Origin of the sequence: Pseudonocardia broussonetiae, assembly GCF_013155125.1 — a bacterium.
GTDB classification, from domain to species: Bacteria; Actinomycetota; Actinomycetes; order Mycobacteriales; family Pseudonocardiaceae; genus Pseudonocardia; species Pseudonocardia broussonetiae.
On sequence record NZ_CP053564.1, the window covers coordinates 3,615,632 to 3,632,688 of the forward strand.

A 17,057-nucleotide genomic window follows, 5' to 3' on the forward strand; every position below is an offset into this window, starting at 1 on the left:
CGCTCAGGGCGCCTCGGGGTCCTCCACCACCGTCAGGTTCGGCCGGGTCTGCGGCATGAGGTCCTCCGGCATCGCGCCGACGACCAGCGAGAGGTTCTCGATCGCGACCCGGGCCGCCACGCGGGCGACCTTGTCCGAGACGCACGGGTGCAGCCCCGGGACCTCGTCGTCCAGGGCGGTCGCGATCCTCTCGGCCAGGGTCTCTCGCTCGGTCATGGGCGGAGGATGCCTCAGGCCGGGGCCGCCCGCTGCCTAGGCGGCGCAGCCGGTTGTGCCGAGGGCGCAACGGATCGGGCCCCGCGACCGATACGAGGGTGCGGGCCGGTGCACGGGACACGGTCCGGACGGGGACCGGAAGGTGGCAGGGTGTCTCAGCTCGACGAAGGTCCGATCATCGGTGCGACGTCCCCACGGCGTCCGGCACCTGCGGTGATCGAGGCGGTCCGGGCCTCGTGCCGCGCCGTGGCCGACCGTCCGGTGCGCCTGGCCGAGGAGTTCTACCGGGAGCTGTTCGAGATGGCCCCGCAGCTGCGGGCGATGTTCCCGGCCGACATGTCCGGCCAGATGCAGAAGATGACCGACACGCTGCTCGCCGCGATCTCGCACCTCGCCGAGACCGACACCGCCGAGCTGGAGGCCCTGCTGCACCGCCTGGGCGCCGACCACCGCACGCGCTACGGGGTCGAGGCCGAGCACTACGGCTACATCGGCCACGCCCTGACGCGCGCGGTGCGCGAGGTCGCCGGCCCGCAGTACACCGGGTCGCTGAGCTCGTCGTGGATCGCGCTCTACCAGTGGGTCGCGGCGCACATGACGGCCGGCGCGGAGTCGCTGGACCGGCCGGAGCCCGCCGCCGCGGCGCCGCCCGCGGAGCCCGAGCCGAGCCTGCCCGCGCAGCGCGCCGCGCCGCTGTGGTCGCGCCTGCGGGTCTGACCGGACCCCCGGACGGCCGACGCCCCCGCCCACCGCGGGGTGCGGCGGACGGGGGCGTCGTCGGACTGCGGGTCAGCGCAGGTCGAAGCGGTCCAGGTTCATGACCTTGTCCCACGCCGTGACGAAGTCCTGCACGAACTTCTCCTTGGTGTCGTCGAAGGAGTACACCTCGGCGATGCCGCGCAGGATGGAGTTCGAGCCGAAGACCAGGTCGGTCGCGGTGGCGGTGCGCACCACGGTGCCCTGGGCGTCGCGGCCCTCGTAGACGCCCTCCTCGTCGCGGGAGGTGCTCCACTCGACGCCGAGGTCGAGCAGGGTGCGGAAGAAGTCCTGCGACAGGACGCCGGGCCGGTCGGTGAACACGCCGTGCTGCACCCCACCGGTGTTGGCGCCCAGCACGCGCAGGCCGCCGACCAGCACCGTCAGCTCCTTGGGCGTGAGCTCCAGGTTGTAGGCGCGGTCGATGAGCAGCGTCTCCGGCGAGAGCTTGACGTCGGGGGAGATCCAGCTGCGGAACCCGTCGGCGCGGGGCTCCAGGAACGCGAAGGTCTCGACGTCGGTCTGCTCCTGCGAGGCGTCGGTCCGGCCCGGGCTGAACGGCACGGTGACGGTGACGCCCGCGTCCGCCGCGGCCTTCTCGACGGCGGCGGCACCGGCGAGCACGATCGTGTCGGCGAGCGAGACGGGCTTGCCGAACGCCTGCCGCACCTCGTCGAGCTTCGCGACGACCTCCTGCGTGCCGGCGTTGACCGCCCAGCTCTTCTGCGGCTCCAGGCGCAGGCGGGCGCCGTTCGCGCCGCCGCGCTTGTCGGTGCCGCGGTAGGACGCCGCGGACGACCAGGCGGTGTGCACGAGCTGCGACACCGTCAGGCCCGAGGCCAGGACCTGCTGCTTGAGCTCGGCGGCGTCGGCCTCGGAGAGCAGCTCGTGCTCGACGGGCGGGAGCGGGTCCTGCCAGAGCTGCACCTCCTGCGGCACCCACGGGCCGACGTAGCGCGAGACCGGGCCCATGTCGCGGTGCAGCAGCTTGAACCACGCGCGGCGGTAGGCGTCGGCGAACTGCTCGGGGTTGTCGCGGAACCGCTCGGCGATCTTGCGGTACTCCGGGTCGGCGAGCAGCGCGAGGTCGCTCGTGGCCATCATGGGCGGGTTCTTCTTGCCCTCGATGTGCGCGTCGGGCACGAGCTCCTGGCCCTCGGCCTCCTTGGGCTTCCACTGGTTGGCGCCCGCGGGGCTCTGGGTGAGCTGCCACTCGAAGCCGAACAGCGTGTCCCAGTAGCCGTTGTCCCACTGCGTGGGGTTCGGCGTCCAGGCGCCCTCGAGACCGCTGGTGACGGTGTCGGCGCCCTTGCCGCTGCCGTTCTGGTTCTTCCAGCCGAGGCCGCCGGAGTGCACCGGGCAGCCCTCGGGCTCCGGGCCGACCAGGTTCGGGTCGCCGTTGCCGTGCGCCTTGCCGAACGTGTGGCCGCCGGCGATGAGGGCGACGGTCTCCTCGTCGTTCATCGCCATCCGGCCGAAGGTCAGGCGGATGTCGTGGGCCGACGCCAGCGGGTCGGGCTGGCCCTTCGGGCCCTCCGGGTTGACGTAGATCAGGCCCATGGTGACGGCGCCGAGGTCGCCCTCGAGCTCGAGCGGGCCGTCGGTGCTGTAGCGCTCGTCGCCGAGCCAGGTGTCCTCCGGACCCCAGAAGACCTCCTCGGGCTGCCACACGTCCTCGCGGCCGAAGGCGAACCCGAAGGTCTCGAAGCCCATGTCCTCGTGGGCGACGTTGCCGGCGAGCACCAGCAGGTCGGCCCAGGACAGGCTGCGCCCGTACTTCTGCTTGACCGGCAGCAGCAGGCGGCGGGCCTTGTCGAGGTTGCCGTTGTCGGGCCAGCTGTTGAGCGGGGCGAAGCGCTGCTCGCCCGCGCCCGCGCCGCCGCGGCCGTCGAGCTGGCGGTAGGTGCCGGCGGCGTGCCACGACATGCGGATGAACAGCGGGCCGTAGTGGCCCCAGTCGGCCGGCCACCAGTCCTGCGAGGTGCGCATGACCGAGACGATGTCGGCCTTCACGGCGTCGAAGTCGAGGCGGGAGACGGCCTGCTTGTAGTCGAAGTCCGCACCCAGGGGGTCGGACTCGCGCGAGGGCCGGTTGAGCACGCCCAGGTCGACCTGGTTGGGCCACCAGTCGCGGTTGCTGCGCGGCCGGCCGTCTCCGTCGAAGCTGGGGCCGGCGAGGGCCGGGTTCTCGCTCTCGCTCCGGCTGGCGGTCTCGTCGGTGCCCTGCGGGCTCGCGGAGGAGTCACGGGGCTTCGGGTCGGCCAGGGCGGGGTTCTCGCTGTCGGACACGTCGATCCTTCCTCAGGGGTGCCGGTCGTGGGGCTCGGCCGGCCTGGTGGGTGGGTGCATCGGTTCGCGGTGCTCGGTTGCGGTGGTTCGCGGTGCTCGGTTGCGGTGGTTCGCGATGCTCGGTTGTGTCGGGTTCGCGGTGCTCAGCGGTCCGGGGGAGCGGACCGGCAGTCGGGGCACAGGCCCCAGTACACGACCTCCGCCTCGTCGACGACGAAGCCGCCGTCGTCGGACGCGGTGAGGCAGGGCGCCTCGCCGACGGCGCAGTCGACGTCGCGCACCACCCCGCAGGAGCGGCACACGAGGTGGTGGTGGTTGTCGCCGACCCGCGCCTCGTACCGGGCGAGCGAGCCCGCGGGTTGGATGCGCCGGACGAGGCCGGCGTCGGTGAGCGTGCGCAGGGCGTCGTACACGGCCTGGTGCGACACCGACCCGATCCGGGCGCGCGTCATGGCGAGCACGGTGTCGGTGTCGGAGTGCGGGTGGTCGTGCACGGCGGCCAGCACGGCCTTGCGCTGGGCGGTGATCCTCAGCGCGGCGCCACGGAGCAGACCCTCGATCTGCGGCTCGTTCCGCATGCCCCGATTCCAGCACGAAGACCTGACTGGTTCAAGTCCTGGCACCGCGAAACGGCTCGACGGCCCTGGCACGCTGGTCGCTGTGGACGACGGCACCACCCTGCGCCCCGCCGCCGACGGCGACCGGCCCGCCCTGCTGCGGATCTGGCGCCGCGCGGTCGAGGCGACGCACGGCTTCCTGACCCCGGCCGACGTCGACGAGATCGAGGAGCAGGTCCGGGCGGCAGCACTGCCCGCACTGGCGCTGACGGTCGCGCAGCGGTCCGACGGCGCGCTGCTGGGCTGGGTCGGCGTGCACGGCGACCGACGTGCTCGGGCGGTTCGCGTGGAGGCGCTGTTCGTCGACCCCGCCGCGCACCGCCTCGGCGTCGGCACCGCGCTGCTCGGGGCGGCCACCCCAGCGATGGGCCGGGTGGAGCTGGACGTCAACGAGCAGAACCCGTCGGCGCTGGCCTTCTACGAGCGGCACGGCTTCGTGCGGGTGGGGCGGTCGGAGCGGGACGGGGAGGGGCGGCCGTTCCCGCTGCTGCACCTGCGGCGAGGATGACGCGGCCCACCCCTCCCGCGCGCCGAACCTGCTCCCGCGCGCTGAACCTGCTCCCGCGCGCCGAACCTGCTCCCGCGCGCCGAACATGCTCCCGCGCTGAACCTGCTCCCGCGCGTCCCCGGGGGCGCGCGGGACCTGGGAACGCGCGCGGCAGACGGGAACGTGCGCGGGACGGCCGCCGCGAGCATCCGCCCCTCCGCTCCGGCCTTTCCACCAATCGCCCTTGATCGGCGGTTGTGCACCACCACGGTCGTCGGGAGGAGAGCGGGACGGCCGCCACGAGTCGTCCGCCGCCTCGCCGCCTCGCCGCCCTGCCGACTCACCAACCGGCCTTGATCGGCGGGACTGCGTCACCACGGTCGTCGGGAGGGCTGCGATGTCACACTTCCGACGATCACGCACGCCAGCCGCGACCCCTCCGCCGCGTGCAGTCCGCCCACCACGACCGCTGCCATCCTCCCGCGCGCTGAACCTGTTCCCGCGCGCTGAACCTGTTCCCGCGCGCTGAACCTGCTCCCGCGCGTCCCCGGGGGCGCGCGGGACGTGGAAACGTGCGCGGCAGACGGGAAGGCGCGCGGGACGGCCGCTAGGAGGCTCCGATGCGCCCCTCCGCCCCTCCGCCCCTCCGCCCCTCCGCCCCTCCGCCCCTCCGGCGCGCTGAACCTGTTCCCGCGCGCTGAACCTGCTCCCGCGCGTCCCCGGGGGCGCGCGGGACGTGGAAACGTGCGCGGCAGACGGGAACGCGCGCGGGACGGCCGCTACGAGGTTCCGATGCGCCCCGCCACCCTCCGCCCCTCCGGCGCGCTGAACCTGCTCCGGCGCGCTGAACCTGCTCCCACGCGCTGAACCTGCTCCGGCGCGCCGAACCTGCTCCCGCGCGCTGAACCTGCTCCCGCGCGTCCCCGGGGGCGCGCGGGACCGGGAAACATGCGCGGCAGACGGGAACGCGCGCGGGACGCCGCCACGACGCTCCGATGCGGCCCGCCGCCCCCGCGCCCGCCGCCCCGCGCCCGCCGCCCCGCGCCCGCCGCCCCGCGCCCGCCGCCCCGCGCCCCCCGCCCCCGCGCCCGCCGCCCCCCGCGCCCGCCGCCCCGCGCCCGCCGCCCCGCGCCTCGCCGCCCCGTGCCTCGCCGCCCCGCGCCCGCCGCCCCGCGCCCCGCCGTCCAGCCGGCCAGCCGTCCGCCGTCCGCGGCCAGCCGCCCACCACCCGGCCGCCCCGCTCCGGCCCACCAACCGCCCTTGATCGGCGGGAGTGCGCCACCACGGTCGTCGGGAGGGCCGCGACGTCACATTCCCGACGATCATGCCCTCGGCTGCGCCCCGCCGGGCACGGTGCGCCACCACCTCCACCACCCCTCACGGCCGCTGAGAACACGTGGACTCGTCGTCACCCAGGCCGGCCACCGAGCCCGAGCCCGAGCTGGGCCGGGCCGGGCCGGGCCGGGCCCCGAGCGCATCCCGAGCGGCGCGCCCGGCGGGGAGGGTGGAGAGTGGGCGTCCGATCGGCAGGCGCGCGAGGAGCGGGGGCCGGAACATGACCCTGGAGGGCACCGAGGCGGGCCACGTGGGTGACCCCGGCGTGGTGGTCGGGGTGTTCGAGGACAACCCGATCATGATGATCTACATGGCCGGGCCGGAGTACCGGATCGTCGCGGCCAACCGGGCCTACCGCGAGTGGATCGGTCGTCCGGACCTCGTCGGATCGTTGGTCCGTGACGCCTATCCGGAGGTCGCGGGTCAGCAGGTCTTCGAGCTGCTGGACCGGGTGTACACCTCCGGCCGGGCGCACACGGGCCAGGAATGGCGGATCCAGGTCGCCCGGAGTGCCGACGGTGAACCCGAGGAGATGGTCCTCGACTTCACCGTGACCCCGCGTCGCGACGGCTCGGGCGAGGTCGTGGGGTTGTTCCTGTCCTCCGTCGACGTCACCGCGCAGGTGCGGGAGCGGCGGGCGGCGCAGGCCCGGGCCGAGGAGGCCCAGCGGCGCTACGAGACCGCGCGTGAGGTCGTTGCCGAGATCCAGCGCGCGCTGCTCCCGGCGGGGCTACCGGTCGTCCCGCAGGCGGAGGTGGCGTCGAGCTACCTGCTCGCCGAGCAGGACCTCGCCGCGGGCGGGGACTGGTTCGACGCCGTCGTGGTCCCGGACGGCCGGTTGGCGCTGGTGGTCGGCGACGTGGTCGGGCACGGGGTGGCCGCGTCGGCGGTGATGGCGCAGCTGCGGGCGGTGCTGGCCGAGCGGCTCGCGGCGGGCGCGGGCCCGGCCGAGGCGCTGGACGCGCTGGACCGGGTGGCGGCCCGGGGTCCGGGCGGGCGGGCGGCGACGGTGTGCGTGGCGGTGCTCGACCCGGGCACCGGCGACCTGTCGTACTCCACGGCGGGCCATCCGCCGCCGCTGCTGCTCCCCGGGGGCCGCGAGGCGCGGTTCCTGGCGCCGACCGGTGCCCCGCCGCTGGGGGTGCGGGGGGCGTCGGGTCCGCGCGCCGTCTGGCGTGACCACCTCGACGTCGGTGACGTGCTGCTGCTGCACACCGACGGGATCGTCGAGCGGCCCGGGCGCGAGCTGGGGGCGAGCACGGTGGAGCTGGCGCAGGTCGCGGCCGACGCCGCGGCCGGTCGGGTGCCCGGTGCCGGCGGGGCGTCGCCCGCGCAGCGGGTGTGCACCCAAACCCTCGAGCTGCTGGTGCGCGCGACCGGGCACGCCGACGACGTCACCCTGCTGGCCGTGCAGCGCCGTGCGGCGCCCCCGGCCCTGGAGCAGAGCGTGCGCAGCGAGCCCACCGCGCTGCCGGTGACGCGGTCGGCGCTGCGGGTGTGGCTGCACGGGCTCGGGGTGAGCGGCGCCGACCGGACGATGCTGGAGCACGCGGTCGGGGAGCTGGTCACCAACGCCGTCGAGCACGCGTTCACCCACGACCCGGCCGCCGCCGCGGACGCCCGGGTGAGGGTGCGCGGGGTGCTCACCCCGGCCGGGACGGTGCAGGTCGAGGTCGCGGACCAGGGCCGGTGGGTGGACCGCGAGACGACCGGCAGCGGCCGCGGTCGCGGCCTCACGATGGCCGGGGAGCTGACCGACGGCCTCGACCTCGACCGCCGCGCGGGCGGCACCACGGCGACGGTCACGAGGCGGGTGCTCACCCCGGCCCGGCTGCTGACCGTGGGTGCGGCCCTGGGCGGGGTCCCGCGGCCGCGCGCCGACCCGGCGGCCCTCCCGGACCGGCTCGCCGTGCTCGACCCGCCCGGGACCGGTGGCGGGGTGCGGCTCGTCGGCCCGATCGACGCCCTCACCGCACCGGACCTGCGCGACGAGCTGCAGCGCCGCACGCGGGGCGGGACGCGTCCGCTGGCGGTGGACCTGTCCGGGGTGACGTACCTGGCCAGTGCGGGCGTCGCCGTGCTGCACGAGCTGGTCGGCACCGGCCGGGCCGCGCCGGGGCTGCTGCTCTCGGCGCCCCCCGGCAGCCCGGCCGACCAGATCATGACCCTGACCGCGCTGCCGCACACCACGGCGGGCGCGGGGGCGGACGGGTGACCGCTCAGGCGCCGCCGGTCAGCCCGGCGACCACCGCCCGCAGCTCGTCGAGGTGCTCCTCGTAGACCCCGCGGGGCGTCGTGCCGTGCTCGACGCAGAGGTGGGCGGCGGCGGCCGTCGCGATCCCGTGCTGGGCGCCGTTGGCCATGAACTTCGCCGACGACCCCGCGATGTGGGTGACGCTGATGTGCTTGCCGGCCATCATCAGGTTCGTGGTGTCGGCGGAGTAGAGGCACCGGAACGGGATGTCGTACGGCTTCCCGTCGCGGGTGTCCCAGGTCCAGCCGCGCAGGCGGAAGTCGTACCGGCGGTGCCCCGCGTGGTGCAGGCAGAACGCCCCCGAGTTCTGCACGACGGCGTCGGGGAAGACGGTGTGGCCGCGGATGTCGTTCTCGGTGAGGACGTGGTCGCCCAGGTAGCGGCGGAACTCGCCCTGCCCCGCGACGAACCCGACCCACTCCAGCTCGAGGTCGGCGCAGGCGTCGGGCTCGCGGCGCTTGACGTTGGAGAACGTGCCGTAGAGCGCGGCGAGCAGGTGGTCGCGGATGTGCTCGCCGTCGGTGTAGGGGTCGAGCCACTGCCCGTACTCCCAGAAGTGGGTGGCCGGGAACCGCTCCATGTTCAGCCGCATCCGCAGCTGCTCCGGGAGCTTGCGCAGGATCTTGCCGACGGTCGTGCGGCCCGGTGCGCCCTTCTCCCCGGTCCGGGCGAACCAGGCCCGCGGCCCCCGCCCGGCGACCGGCCCCGGCGCGTTGTCGACGCCCGGCCGCACGAGCTGGCCGGTGAGCTTCGCGAAGTCGCGGGCCACCGCCCGGGCCCACGGCACGTCGGGGAACGGGACGGGGCCCTCGGCGCGGCGGGTGCGGAAGAAGACGGTGTGGCCGTGGTGCGCCTCGACGCGGCGGCGGGGGGCGAGCGGCTCGCCGTACTCGGCGCGGGACTCCTGACCGAACAGGGTGCGGGCGCCGGACAGCAGGCCCAGCAGCGCGGTGCCGGTGCAGTCGACGAACACCGGCGCCCGGTAGCGGTGCTCGTGCCCGGTGCGGGCGTCGCGGGTGTCGACCGACACGATCCGCGACCCGTCCATCGCGAGGCCGACGACGCGCTGCTCCAGGGCGAGCGACAGGGTCGGCTCGGCCTCGAGGACCTTCCGCGCGAGCAGGTCGCCGTCGTCGCTGCGGGTGGTGAGCTCGGCGATCAGCGGGTTCGACCGCCCCTGCGGGGTGAGGCCGACCTCGGTGCTCGCGTTGCCGCCGAGCACCGGACGGTCCTGCACCAGTGCGACCCGGCGGCCCAGACGGGCTGCCGCGAGCGCCGCGGCGCACCCCGACACGCCGCCCCCGACGACGACGACGTCGAACGCGCCCGCGTCCTGCGGCTCGGACGGCAGCCCGAGCAGCGCCCGGCGCCACTCGCGGGTGGGCTCGTCGGGCGGGGGCGCGCCGTCGCGGGAGAGGTAGACCGCGTCGCACCGGCCGTCGAAGCCCGTCAGGTCGTGCAGGGCCAGCGCCGTCGGGCCGCGGTCGAGCCGCACCGTGCCGCCGGAGGTCCACGCCCAGTCGCGGCCGTCGGCGCCGAACTCGACCCCGAGCGCCGTGCCGCCGACCGACAGCGTGAAGCGGCCGGGGTGGCCCGCGGGCATCCAGTCCTTGGTGCGCACCCAGACGCCGTACTCGCCCGCCTCCGGCACCTCGACGACGGTCGTCGCGTCCGCGACGGGGCGGCCCAGGCCGTGGGCGAGCAGGTACGGCGACCCCATCACCGACTCGAACTGCGAGTCGAGCGTCCAGCCGCCGTGGTCGTCGAAGGCCTCGGCCTCCACGAGGATCCCGGTGCTCCGCGCCTGCGCGTCACCCATGCCGTCGGCTCCTCACGCTCGCCCCGCCACCACCTGCGAGCACCAGAGTTGCGTAGAGAAACTCTCCTGTCAATCGGCGGGGACGGCGTCGAAGACGACCTCGACCCGCTCGTAGCCCAGCGACCCGGCCAGGCCCGTCAGCATGTCGCGCGTGCCGGTCTCGGCCCGGGCGAGCAGGTCGCTGCCGCGGGCGGCGTCGTCGATCCGCTGCGCGGCGAGCCGGTAGAGCTCGGCGTCGTCCACCGGGTCGTCGGCGAACAGCCCGCCCACCCGCTCGACGGCGCCGCGGTCGCGGTCGAGCACGCGGGTCTGCGCCGGGTCGAGCGTGGCCGGGGCCAGGCGCGGCGGGGGCAGCGTGATCGTGACCGACCGGCGGTCGGCCGACGGGCGCACGGCGTCGGGCCCGAGCCCGCCGAAGTCGACGACCGCGTCGACGCCGCCGGTGGCGAGCAGCGTCGTGCGCTCGCCGCTGATCACGGACGGGAGGTAGGGCGTGTCGCGCTCCAGGTCGACGACGGCCTGGAACGTGCCCGTCGCGGCGTGGTACTCCGACAGGTCGGCCAGCGCGAGGAGCAGCGGGGCCGGGCTGCGGTCGATCACGGTCTGCTCCGGCGGGCCGAAGCCGGGCAGCGAGCCTGCGACCTGCACGCCGACGGGCACGGCGATCGCCACCGCGGCGACGACGGCGGCGAGGCGCCACGGGCGGCGCCGGCGCGGGGCCTGCGTGGTGGTGGTGGACGCGTCGAGCACCTGGTGCGGCACGGGTTCTCCCCTGTCGTGGACGGCGTCGTCATGGCCGGGGTGTTCAGGAGTGTGCAACGTCGGCCCCCGCCCCGGTGATTCCGCGGATGCGGTCGGTGAGCCCGGGGAACGGCCAGGCGAACCGGTCGCCGTCGACGACGTCGAGCGGCTGCCAGACGAGCGCGGCGGCGTCGTCGTCCGCGGCGGGCGCGCCCTGCCAGTCGTGGGCCAGGAACACGATGCTCAGCGAGGCCTCGTTCTCCTGGTAGCGCAGGTTGTGCACGTCGAGCAGCGTCAGCTCGCCGCAGCTCAGCCCGGTCTCCTCGCGGATCTCGCGCCGCGCCCCCTCGCGCGGGTCCTCCCCGAAGTGCAGGAACCCGCCGGGGAAGATGTAGCTGCCCTTCCGCGGCTCGACGGCGCGCTCGGCGACCAGCACGCGGTCGCCGTCGAGCAGGACCACGCACGTGCTGGCCCGCGGCTCGTTCCAGTACGGGTGGCCGTTGTCGCACACGTACTCGGTGTCGTCGCGGGCCGCCAGGGGAGCGGCGCACGTGATGCAGAAGTTGAGGTCCACACCAGGGGGTACCCGGAACGCGGCCCCGCCGGACGGGTCGGAGGTGTCCAGTTTCCGCACAGTCCGGCGCGCGTGACGCCGGTCATGCTGGGGCCACAGGGCGGTCGGGACCGCGGCCGCCGATCGACCAGCAGGAGCACCCGTGAGCCGTCTGCGTTTCGGCACCTTCCTCGCGCCCTTCCACAAGCCGGGCCAGAACCCGACCCTCGCGCTGCAGCGCGACCTCGAGCTCGTCGAGCACCTCGACCGGCTGGGGTACGACGAGGCCTGGATCGGCGAGCACCACTCGGCGGGCAGCGAGATCATCGCCTCGCCCGAGATCTTCATCGCCGCCGCCGCCGAGCGGACCCGGCAGATCCGGCTGGGCACCGGCGTCACCTCGGTGGCCTACCACAACCCGCTGTGGGTGGCCGACCGCATGGTGCTGCTCGACCACCTGACGCGCGGGCGCTCGATGCTCGGCTGCGGCCCCGGCTCGCTCCCGACGGACTCCTCGATGATCGGGCTCAACCCGACCGACACCCGCGAGCTGATGGAGGACAACCTCGACATCATCACGCGCCTGCTCGCCGGCGAGACCGTCACGAAGCAGACCCGCACCCACAACCTCGTCGACGCCCAGCTCCAGCTGCGGCCCTACACCGACCCGTGCTTCGACATCACCGTCGCCGCCGTCGCCTCGCCCACCGGGCCGCGCCTGGCCGGCAAGTACGGCACGGGCCTGCTCTCGATCGGCGCCACGCTGACCCAGGACGGGTTCGACGCGCTGGCGCACCACTGGAACGTCGTCGAGGAGCAGGCCGCGCACTTCGGCCGCCCGACGCCGGACCGCTCCGGCTGGCGCCTGGTCGGGCTGATGCACATCGCCGAGACCAAGGAGCAGGCCTACCGCGAGGTCGAGCACGGCATCGAGCACTGGTTCCACTACTTCCAGAAGGTCGCGGCGTTCCCGCAGATGGCGGTCTCGGGCGGCGACGTCAAGGAGATGATCGACTTCATCAACGAGGCCGGCATCGGCGCCATCGGCACGGTCGAGGACGCGAAGGCGCAGGTGCAGAAGCTCGCCGACCAGTCCGGCGGCTTCGGCGCGTTCCTGCTGCTGGGCCACGAGTGGGCCAACCCGGAGGCCACCCGGCGCTCCTACGAGCTCATCGCCCAGAACGTGTTCCCGGAGTTCCAGGGCCAGGCCGCGAGCACCGTGGCGGCGAAGGACCGGGCGAGCGCGACCCGCACCGCCCACGCCCAGACCCAGCTCGACGCCGTCGACCACATGACGAAGAAGTACGAGCAGGAGAAGGCGGCCCGCGCCTGATCCCGGCGACCCTGGCCCCCGCGCGGTGCGGTGGGTCAGGATGGGGGGCGGGAGAGGGGGGTCGATGACGACCACGCGCACCTGGGAACGCTTCCAGGCGGGGGAGGAGCCCCGTGACGTGCGCGCGGAGGTGCTCACGTCGTGGCGCCGCTCGCGGTTCAGCGGCGTCGACCCCGAGTACGTCGACGTCCCCTACCTCGAGACCGACCTCGACACCCACTTCGCCCGGGTCGCCGTCCCGATCATGACCGGGATGGCCGACCTGCTGGTCGGCGACAGCTCGTGCCTCGCGCTGTCCGACGCGTCGGGCAGCGTGGTGTGGCGGTGGGTCTCCGAGCCGATGCTGCGGAACACCCTCGACGGCCTGTCGGTCGTCGAGGGTTTCTGCTTCAACGAGGAGTTCGTCGGCACCAACGGCCTCGGCACCGCGCTGGAGACCGGCGGGCTGGCCGTCGTCCGGGGGTCGGAGCACTTCGTCCAGCGCTTCCACGACGTCACCTGCGTGGCGGCGCCGGTGCGCCACCCGGTGACCCGCCGGGTCGTCGGCGCGGTCAACGTGACCTGCCGCGCCGCCGACACCAACTCGCTGCTCGCGGTAGTGGTGCGCAAGCTCGTCGAGGAGATCCGGGCCGCGCTCTACGACGCGGCCACGGCGCGGGAGCGGCACCTGCTCTCGGCGTTCCTGGAGGAGCAGCGCCGCGGCGGCGGTCCCGTCGCCGTCGTCGGGGACGGGCTGATCATCGCCAACCCGCAGGCCGCCGACCTCGGGCTCGACCGCCTCGACCTGTGGGACGAGATCCGCGCCCTGCGCGGGGCGGGGGACGACGCCCGGATCGCGCTGCCGGCCGACCTCACCGCGCGGGTCCGGCTCGTGCGGGAGGCGGGGGCGCCGGCCGGCGCGGTCGTCACGGTGGCGGAGGCCGCCGCGTCGCCGGAGGTGCCGCCCGCACCGGCGCGGCGCGCGCGGCGCGCGGCCGCGGCCGATCCGGGGAGCGAGTGGGAGGCGGCGGCGCGCCGGGCCCGGTCGCTCGCCGCGCAGGGCCCGGTCGTCGTCCTCGGGGAGCCCGGCACCGGCAAACGCACCCTGCTCACGGCCGCGTTCGACGCCGACCCGGTCGTGCTCGACGCCGCGACCTGCGTGCTCGACCCCGCTGCGTGGGTCGACCGGCTGCGCGCGGCGCTCGACGGTCCCGCGCCGGTGCTGCTGCACCACGTCGACCTGCTCGACGCCGGCGCGGCGGCGGCGGTCTCGGCCGTCCTCGACGCGGCCGGAGCCCTCCCGCCGCTCGGCCTGACCGCCACCGCGGCCGACGGCGCCGCGCCCGCGGCGCCGGTGATGCGCCTGGTCGACGGGCTGGCCGCGGGCTCGGTGCACCTGGCGCCGCTGCGGGGCCGGCCGGACGCGATCGTCGCCCACACCCGGTCCGAGCTGGCCCGCCACGGCCGCGGGCTGTCCTTCGCCGCCGACGCCCACGCCGCGCTGCGCCGCTACGACTGGCCCGGCAACCTGGCCGAGCTCGCCCGCGTCGTGCGGGACGCCGCGCGCGACGCCGACGGCCCGACGATCGTCCTCGCCGGTCTGCCCGCCGAGGTCCGCGGCGCCGCCGAGCGCCGGGCGCTGAGCCCGATCGAGCGGGCCGAGGCGGGCGTCATCGCGTCGGTCCTGCGCGAGCACGACGGCAACAAGTCCCTCGCCGCCCGCGAGCTCGGCATCTCCCGCACCGCGCTGTACTCGAAGATCCGCACCTACCGGCTCTGAGGCGGCGTCGGGCGGCCGGGATCAGGCGCCCGGCTCGGCGATGACGTCGACGGTGCCGACGATGTGGCGCTCCATCTCCGCGCGCGCCGCGGCCCGGTCGCCGTCGTGCAGCGCGGCGCGGATGCGCTCGTGGTCGTCGTGGCGCTGGTCCAGGGCGTCGCTGAGCGGGTGCGCCGACCCGGTGGTGTTGATGAGGAAGTCCGACAGGTCCCACATCCGGCTGCTGGTCTGGGCCATGACCCGGGAGTGCGCCATGAGGTGGACCACCTCGTGGAAGCGGCGGTTGAGCAGCCGGTACCCGCGCGCGCGGGCGGCGGGGTCGACCTCGGAGCGCAGGGCGTCGATCTGCCGCGAGACGGCGTCCATCTCGGCGAGCTGCTCGGGGGTCCGCCGGGTGGCGGCGATGCCGGCGATGGTGCCCTCGAAGCCGCCGAACATGACGAAGAAGTCGTCGACCTCCTGGGGCGGGTAGATCGCGACCCGGGACCCGACCTGCGGGTAGATGTCGATCAGGCCGTCGCCGGAGAGCCGGCGCAGCGCCTCCATCACCGGCTGCTTGCTGACGCCGAACTCCAGCCGGAGCCGCTCGGTGGAGAGCTGCTCGCCCGCCGCGTGGACGCCGTCCAGCAGGCGCTCCTTGAGCTGGTCGTACACGGCGTGGTTGAGCCGGCTCGTCGCCCGGTCGAGTCGCACGGGGCGGGGGCTGGTCACCGGGCGAGCGTAACCGCGGCCGACGGACGCCTCCGACACCACTGCGTCCCCTCCCTTGCGCTGCTGTGCCCCGAGCCCTACTGTGCTGCAAGCACGCTAGCATGTCAGTTACGGATAGTGACAGAGCGACTCGGAGTGGAGGACGCAGATGCCGTTGGCCGTGTGCACGACGTCGCACTCGCCGTTGATGGGGGAGAACGACCCGGCGCCGGAGGTCGCGGCCGCCGTGGAGGAGGCCTTCGCCGACGCCCGGGCCTTCGTCGCCGACTTCGCACCGGACCTGGTCCTGCTGCTCGGTCCCGATCACTACAACGGCTTCTTCTACGACATGATGCCGCCGTTCTGCCTGGGCACCGGCGCCACGTCGGTGGGCGACTACCGGACCGCCGCGGGCCCGCTGCCCGTCGACCGCGACGCGGCGTACGCGCTGGTCCGGCACGTGCTGGCCGAGGGGCTGGACCTCGCCTACTCCGAGCGGATGTTCGTCGACCACGGCCTCGCGCAGCCGCTGGAGATCCTGTTCGGCGGCCTGGACGCGGTACCGCTGGTGCCGGTGTTCATCAACTCCGTGGCCGAGCCGCTGGGGCCGATGTCGCGGGTGCGGCGCCTGGGCGAGGCCCTCGGGCGGGCGGCGGCGGCGCTGGACCGCCGGGTCCTCGTGCTCGGGTCGGGCGGGCTGTCGCACGACCCGCCCGTGCCGCGGCTCGACGGCGCACCTCCGGCCGTGGCCGAGCGGCTGATCGCCGGGCGCCACCCGACGGCGGCCCAGCGCGCCGAGCACGAGCAGCGCGTCTACGCCGCGGGTCGCGCCTTCGCGGCCGGCACCTCGACGATCGCCCCGCTCAACCCGGAGTGGGACCGGCGGCTGATGGCGCTGCTGGCCGCGGGCGAACTCGACGAGATCGACACGTGGACCCCCGAGGAGTTCGTGGAGCAGGCCGGCCACTCCTCCCACGAGGTCCGCACCTGGATCGCCGCCTACGCCGCGCTGTCCACCGCCGGCCCCTACGAGGTCCGGTCGTCGTTCTACCGGCCCGTCCCGGAGTGGATCGCCGGCTTCGGCATCACCACGGCCGCCACCGCGGCCGTCACCTGAGCGAGGGAGCAGTCATGGAGTTCTGCATCGGCAGTTGCGCGAAGATCGACGAGGTCGGCTGGGCCAGGCAGGCCGAGGACCTCGGCGCGAGCCACTTCGGCGTCGGCGAGGGGCCGCTGCTGTTCAGCGACCCCTACCAGTACCTGGCGCTGGCGGCCCGCGAGACCTCGACGATCAAGCTCGGGACGTGGGTGACCAACCCGCTGACCCGGATCCCCCCGGTCACCGCCAACTCGATCGCGACCCTCAACGCGCTGGCTCCCGGCCGGACGTTCCTGGGGATCGGGACGGCCAACAACGCGCTGCGCTCGATGGGGCACCGCCCCGCGACGATCCACGAGCTCGACACCGCGCTCGACACGACCCGCGGCCTGCTCGCAGGGGAGCGCGTGACGCAGGACTGGCTCGGGCAGCGGCGCGAGATCGAGTTCCTCGACAAGCAGGGCCACTGGTACAACCTCGACGACCCGATCGACGTGTGGATGTCGGCAGGCGGCCCGCGCGGCTTCGCGGTCGCCGCGAAGCACGCCGACTACATGACCTACTGCCTCGGCCCGAACCCCGAGATGATCGGCGTCGTCCGCCGCGAGCTGGACAAGGCCGTCGCCGAGGCCGGACGCCCGCCCGGCTCGGTCAAGCTCGTCGCCCTGTCCTGGTTCTACCGGCTGCGCGACGGCGAGACCTGGGAGGACGGGATCGACAACGGGTTCGGCTCGGGCCCGATCAGCTCCTGCATCACCAACGCGGGGTTCATGAACGCCCACGTCGACGAGCTCGGCGAGGGCATCGTGAAGGCCTCCACCGACGCGGCCACGGCCTACATCGGCGACCCCACCGCCGCCGACGCCCCGCACTACCTGGAGACGTGGGCGAAGTACCTGCGCGGCCTCGACCCCGTGCACCGCCCGCTGATCACCAAGGAGCTCGTCGACTACTGGTGCCTCTACGGCAGCCCCGACGACCTGCTGGAGAAGACCCAGCTCATGCGCGAGGCCGGTTGCGACATGGTCAGCGTCTTCCTCTCCAACCCCTTCACCGCCACCCGCGACATCGCCGACATCGGCTCGTCCATCCTCGCCCGCGTCTGACCC

At 74.8% G+C, this 17,057-nt stretch carries 14 protein-coding genes; 7 read left to right on the top strand and 7 right to left on the bottom strand.

Translation table 11 applies throughout. From position 1 onward, the window contains the following. Window positions 1-3: 3 nt before the first annotated feature. Window positions 4-216 carry a hypothetical protein gene (locus HOP40_RS17845; protein ID WP_172160052.1) on the bottom strand — a complete coding sequence of 71 codons (213 nt, stop codon included), beginning with the start codon at window positions 214-216 and terminating at the stop codon, window positions 4-6. A 246-nt stretch (window positions 217-462) separates the two neighbouring features. Between HOP40_RS17845 and HOP40_RS17850 the strand changes: the two genes are divergently transcribed. Next, complete coding sequence (locus HOP40_RS17850) at window positions 463-933, top strand: globin domain-containing protein (protein ID WP_172160054.1); 471 nt, start codon at window positions 463-465, stop codon at window positions 931-933. A 72-nt stretch (window positions 934-1,005) separates the two neighbouring features. Here HOP40_RS17850 and katG read toward each other — a convergent pair whose 3' ends face one another. Together katG and HOP40_RS17860 are read right to left on the bottom strand one after the other, a co-directional pair. Then, the gene (gene katG, locus HOP40_RS17855) at window positions 1,006-3,267 is read right to left on the bottom strand and encodes a catalase/peroxidase HPI (protein WP_172168516.1); all 2,262 of its coding nucleotides are present in this window, start codon (window positions 3,265-3,267) and stop codon (window positions 1,006-1,008) included. A gap of 137 nt (window positions 3,268-3,404) precedes the next feature. Next, a complete protein-coding gene (locus tag HOP40_RS17860; protein ID WP_172160056.1) occupies window positions 3,405-3,839 on the bottom strand; it encodes a Fur family transcriptional regulator in 435 nt (144 codons plus the stop codon). Window positions 3,840-3,921: 82 nt separating this feature from the next. Here HOP40_RS17860 and HOP40_RS17865 point away from each other — a divergent pair, with 82 nt between their 5' ends. Both HOP40_RS17865 and HOP40_RS17870 read left to right on the top strand, forming a co-directional pair. Continuing rightward, on the top strand, window positions 3,922-4,386 hold the full coding sequence (locus tag HOP40_RS17865) for a GNAT family N-acetyltransferase (protein WP_240157128.1): 465 nt from the start codon (window positions 3,922-3,924) through the stop codon (window positions 4,384-4,386). Window positions 4,387-5,920: 1,534 nt separating this feature from the next. Beyond that, window positions 5,921-7,915 carry a SpoIIE family protein phosphatase gene (locus HOP40_RS17870; RefSeq protein ID WP_172160060.1) on the top strand — a complete coding sequence of 665 codons (1,995 nt, stop codon included), beginning with the start codon at window positions 5,921-5,923 and terminating at the stop codon, window positions 7,913-7,915. A 4-nt stretch (window positions 7,916-7,919) separates the two neighbouring features. Here the strand turns inward: HOP40_RS17870 and HOP40_RS17875 are convergent, their stop codons facing one another. The 3 genes from HOP40_RS17875 to HOP40_RS17885 all read right to left on the bottom strand — a co-directional run bounded on the left by HOP40_RS17875 (window position 7,920) and on the right by HOP40_RS17885 (window position 11,088). Then, the gene (locus tag HOP40_RS17875) at window positions 7,920-9,773 is read right to left on the bottom strand and encodes an FAD-dependent oxidoreductase (protein WP_172160062.1); all 1,854 of its coding nucleotides are present in this window, start codon (window positions 9,771-9,773) and stop codon (window positions 7,920-7,922) included. 69 nt (window positions 9,774-9,842) lie between these two features. Beyond that, the gene (locus tag HOP40_RS17880; RefSeq protein ID WP_172160064.1) at window positions 9,843-10,535 is read right to left on the bottom strand and encodes a DUF4230 domain-containing protein; all 693 of its coding nucleotides are present in this window, start codon (window positions 10,533-10,535) and stop codon (window positions 9,843-9,845) included. A 43-nt stretch (window positions 10,536-10,578) separates the two neighbouring features. Further along, a complete protein-coding gene (locus HOP40_RS17885; protein WP_172160066.1) occupies window positions 10,579-11,088 on the bottom strand; it encodes an NUDIX hydrolase in 510 nt (169 codons plus the stop codon). 142 nt (window positions 11,089-11,230) lie between these two features. Here HOP40_RS17885 and HOP40_RS17890 point away from each other — a divergent pair, with 142 nt between their 5' ends. After that, window positions 11,231-12,400 (top strand): LLM class flavin-dependent oxidoreductase, encoded by a 1,170-nt coding sequence (locus HOP40_RS17890; RefSeq protein ID WP_172160068.1) that lies wholly within the window; start codon window positions 11,231-11,233, stop codon window positions 12,398-12,400. A 64-nt stretch (window positions 12,401-12,464) separates the two neighbouring features. Then, window positions 12,465-14,159: a sigma-54-dependent Fis family transcriptional regulator gene (locus tag HOP40_RS17895; RefSeq protein WP_172160069.1), complete on the top strand. Its 1,695-nt coding sequence runs from the start codon at window positions 12,465-12,467 to the stop codon at window positions 14,157-14,159. 21 nt (window positions 14,160-14,180) lie between these two features. Here the strand turns inward: HOP40_RS17895 and HOP40_RS17900 are convergent, their stop codons facing one another. After that, the gene (locus tag HOP40_RS17900) at window positions 14,181-14,870 is read right to left on the bottom strand and encodes a GntR family transcriptional regulator (protein ID WP_172160072.1); all 690 of its coding nucleotides are present in this window, start codon (window positions 14,868-14,870) and stop codon (window positions 14,181-14,183) included. A gap of 148 nt (window positions 14,871-15,018) precedes the next feature. Between HOP40_RS17900 and HOP40_RS17905 the strand changes: the two genes are divergently transcribed. Both HOP40_RS17905 and HOP40_RS17910 read left to right on the top strand, forming a co-directional pair. Further along, on the top strand, window positions 15,019-15,966 hold the full coding sequence (locus HOP40_RS17905) for a 3-carboxyethylcatechol 2,3-dioxygenase (RefSeq protein WP_172160074.1): 948 nt from the start codon (window positions 15,019-15,021) through the stop codon (window positions 15,964-15,966). A gap of 14 nt (window positions 15,967-15,980) precedes the next feature. Then, window positions 15,981-17,054, top strand: coding sequence for an LLM class flavin-dependent oxidoreductase (locus HOP40_RS17910; RefSeq protein ID WP_172160076.1), 1,074 nt, complete (start codon window positions 15,981-15,983; stop codon window positions 17,052-17,054). Window positions 17,055-17,057: the final 3 nt, after the last annotated feature.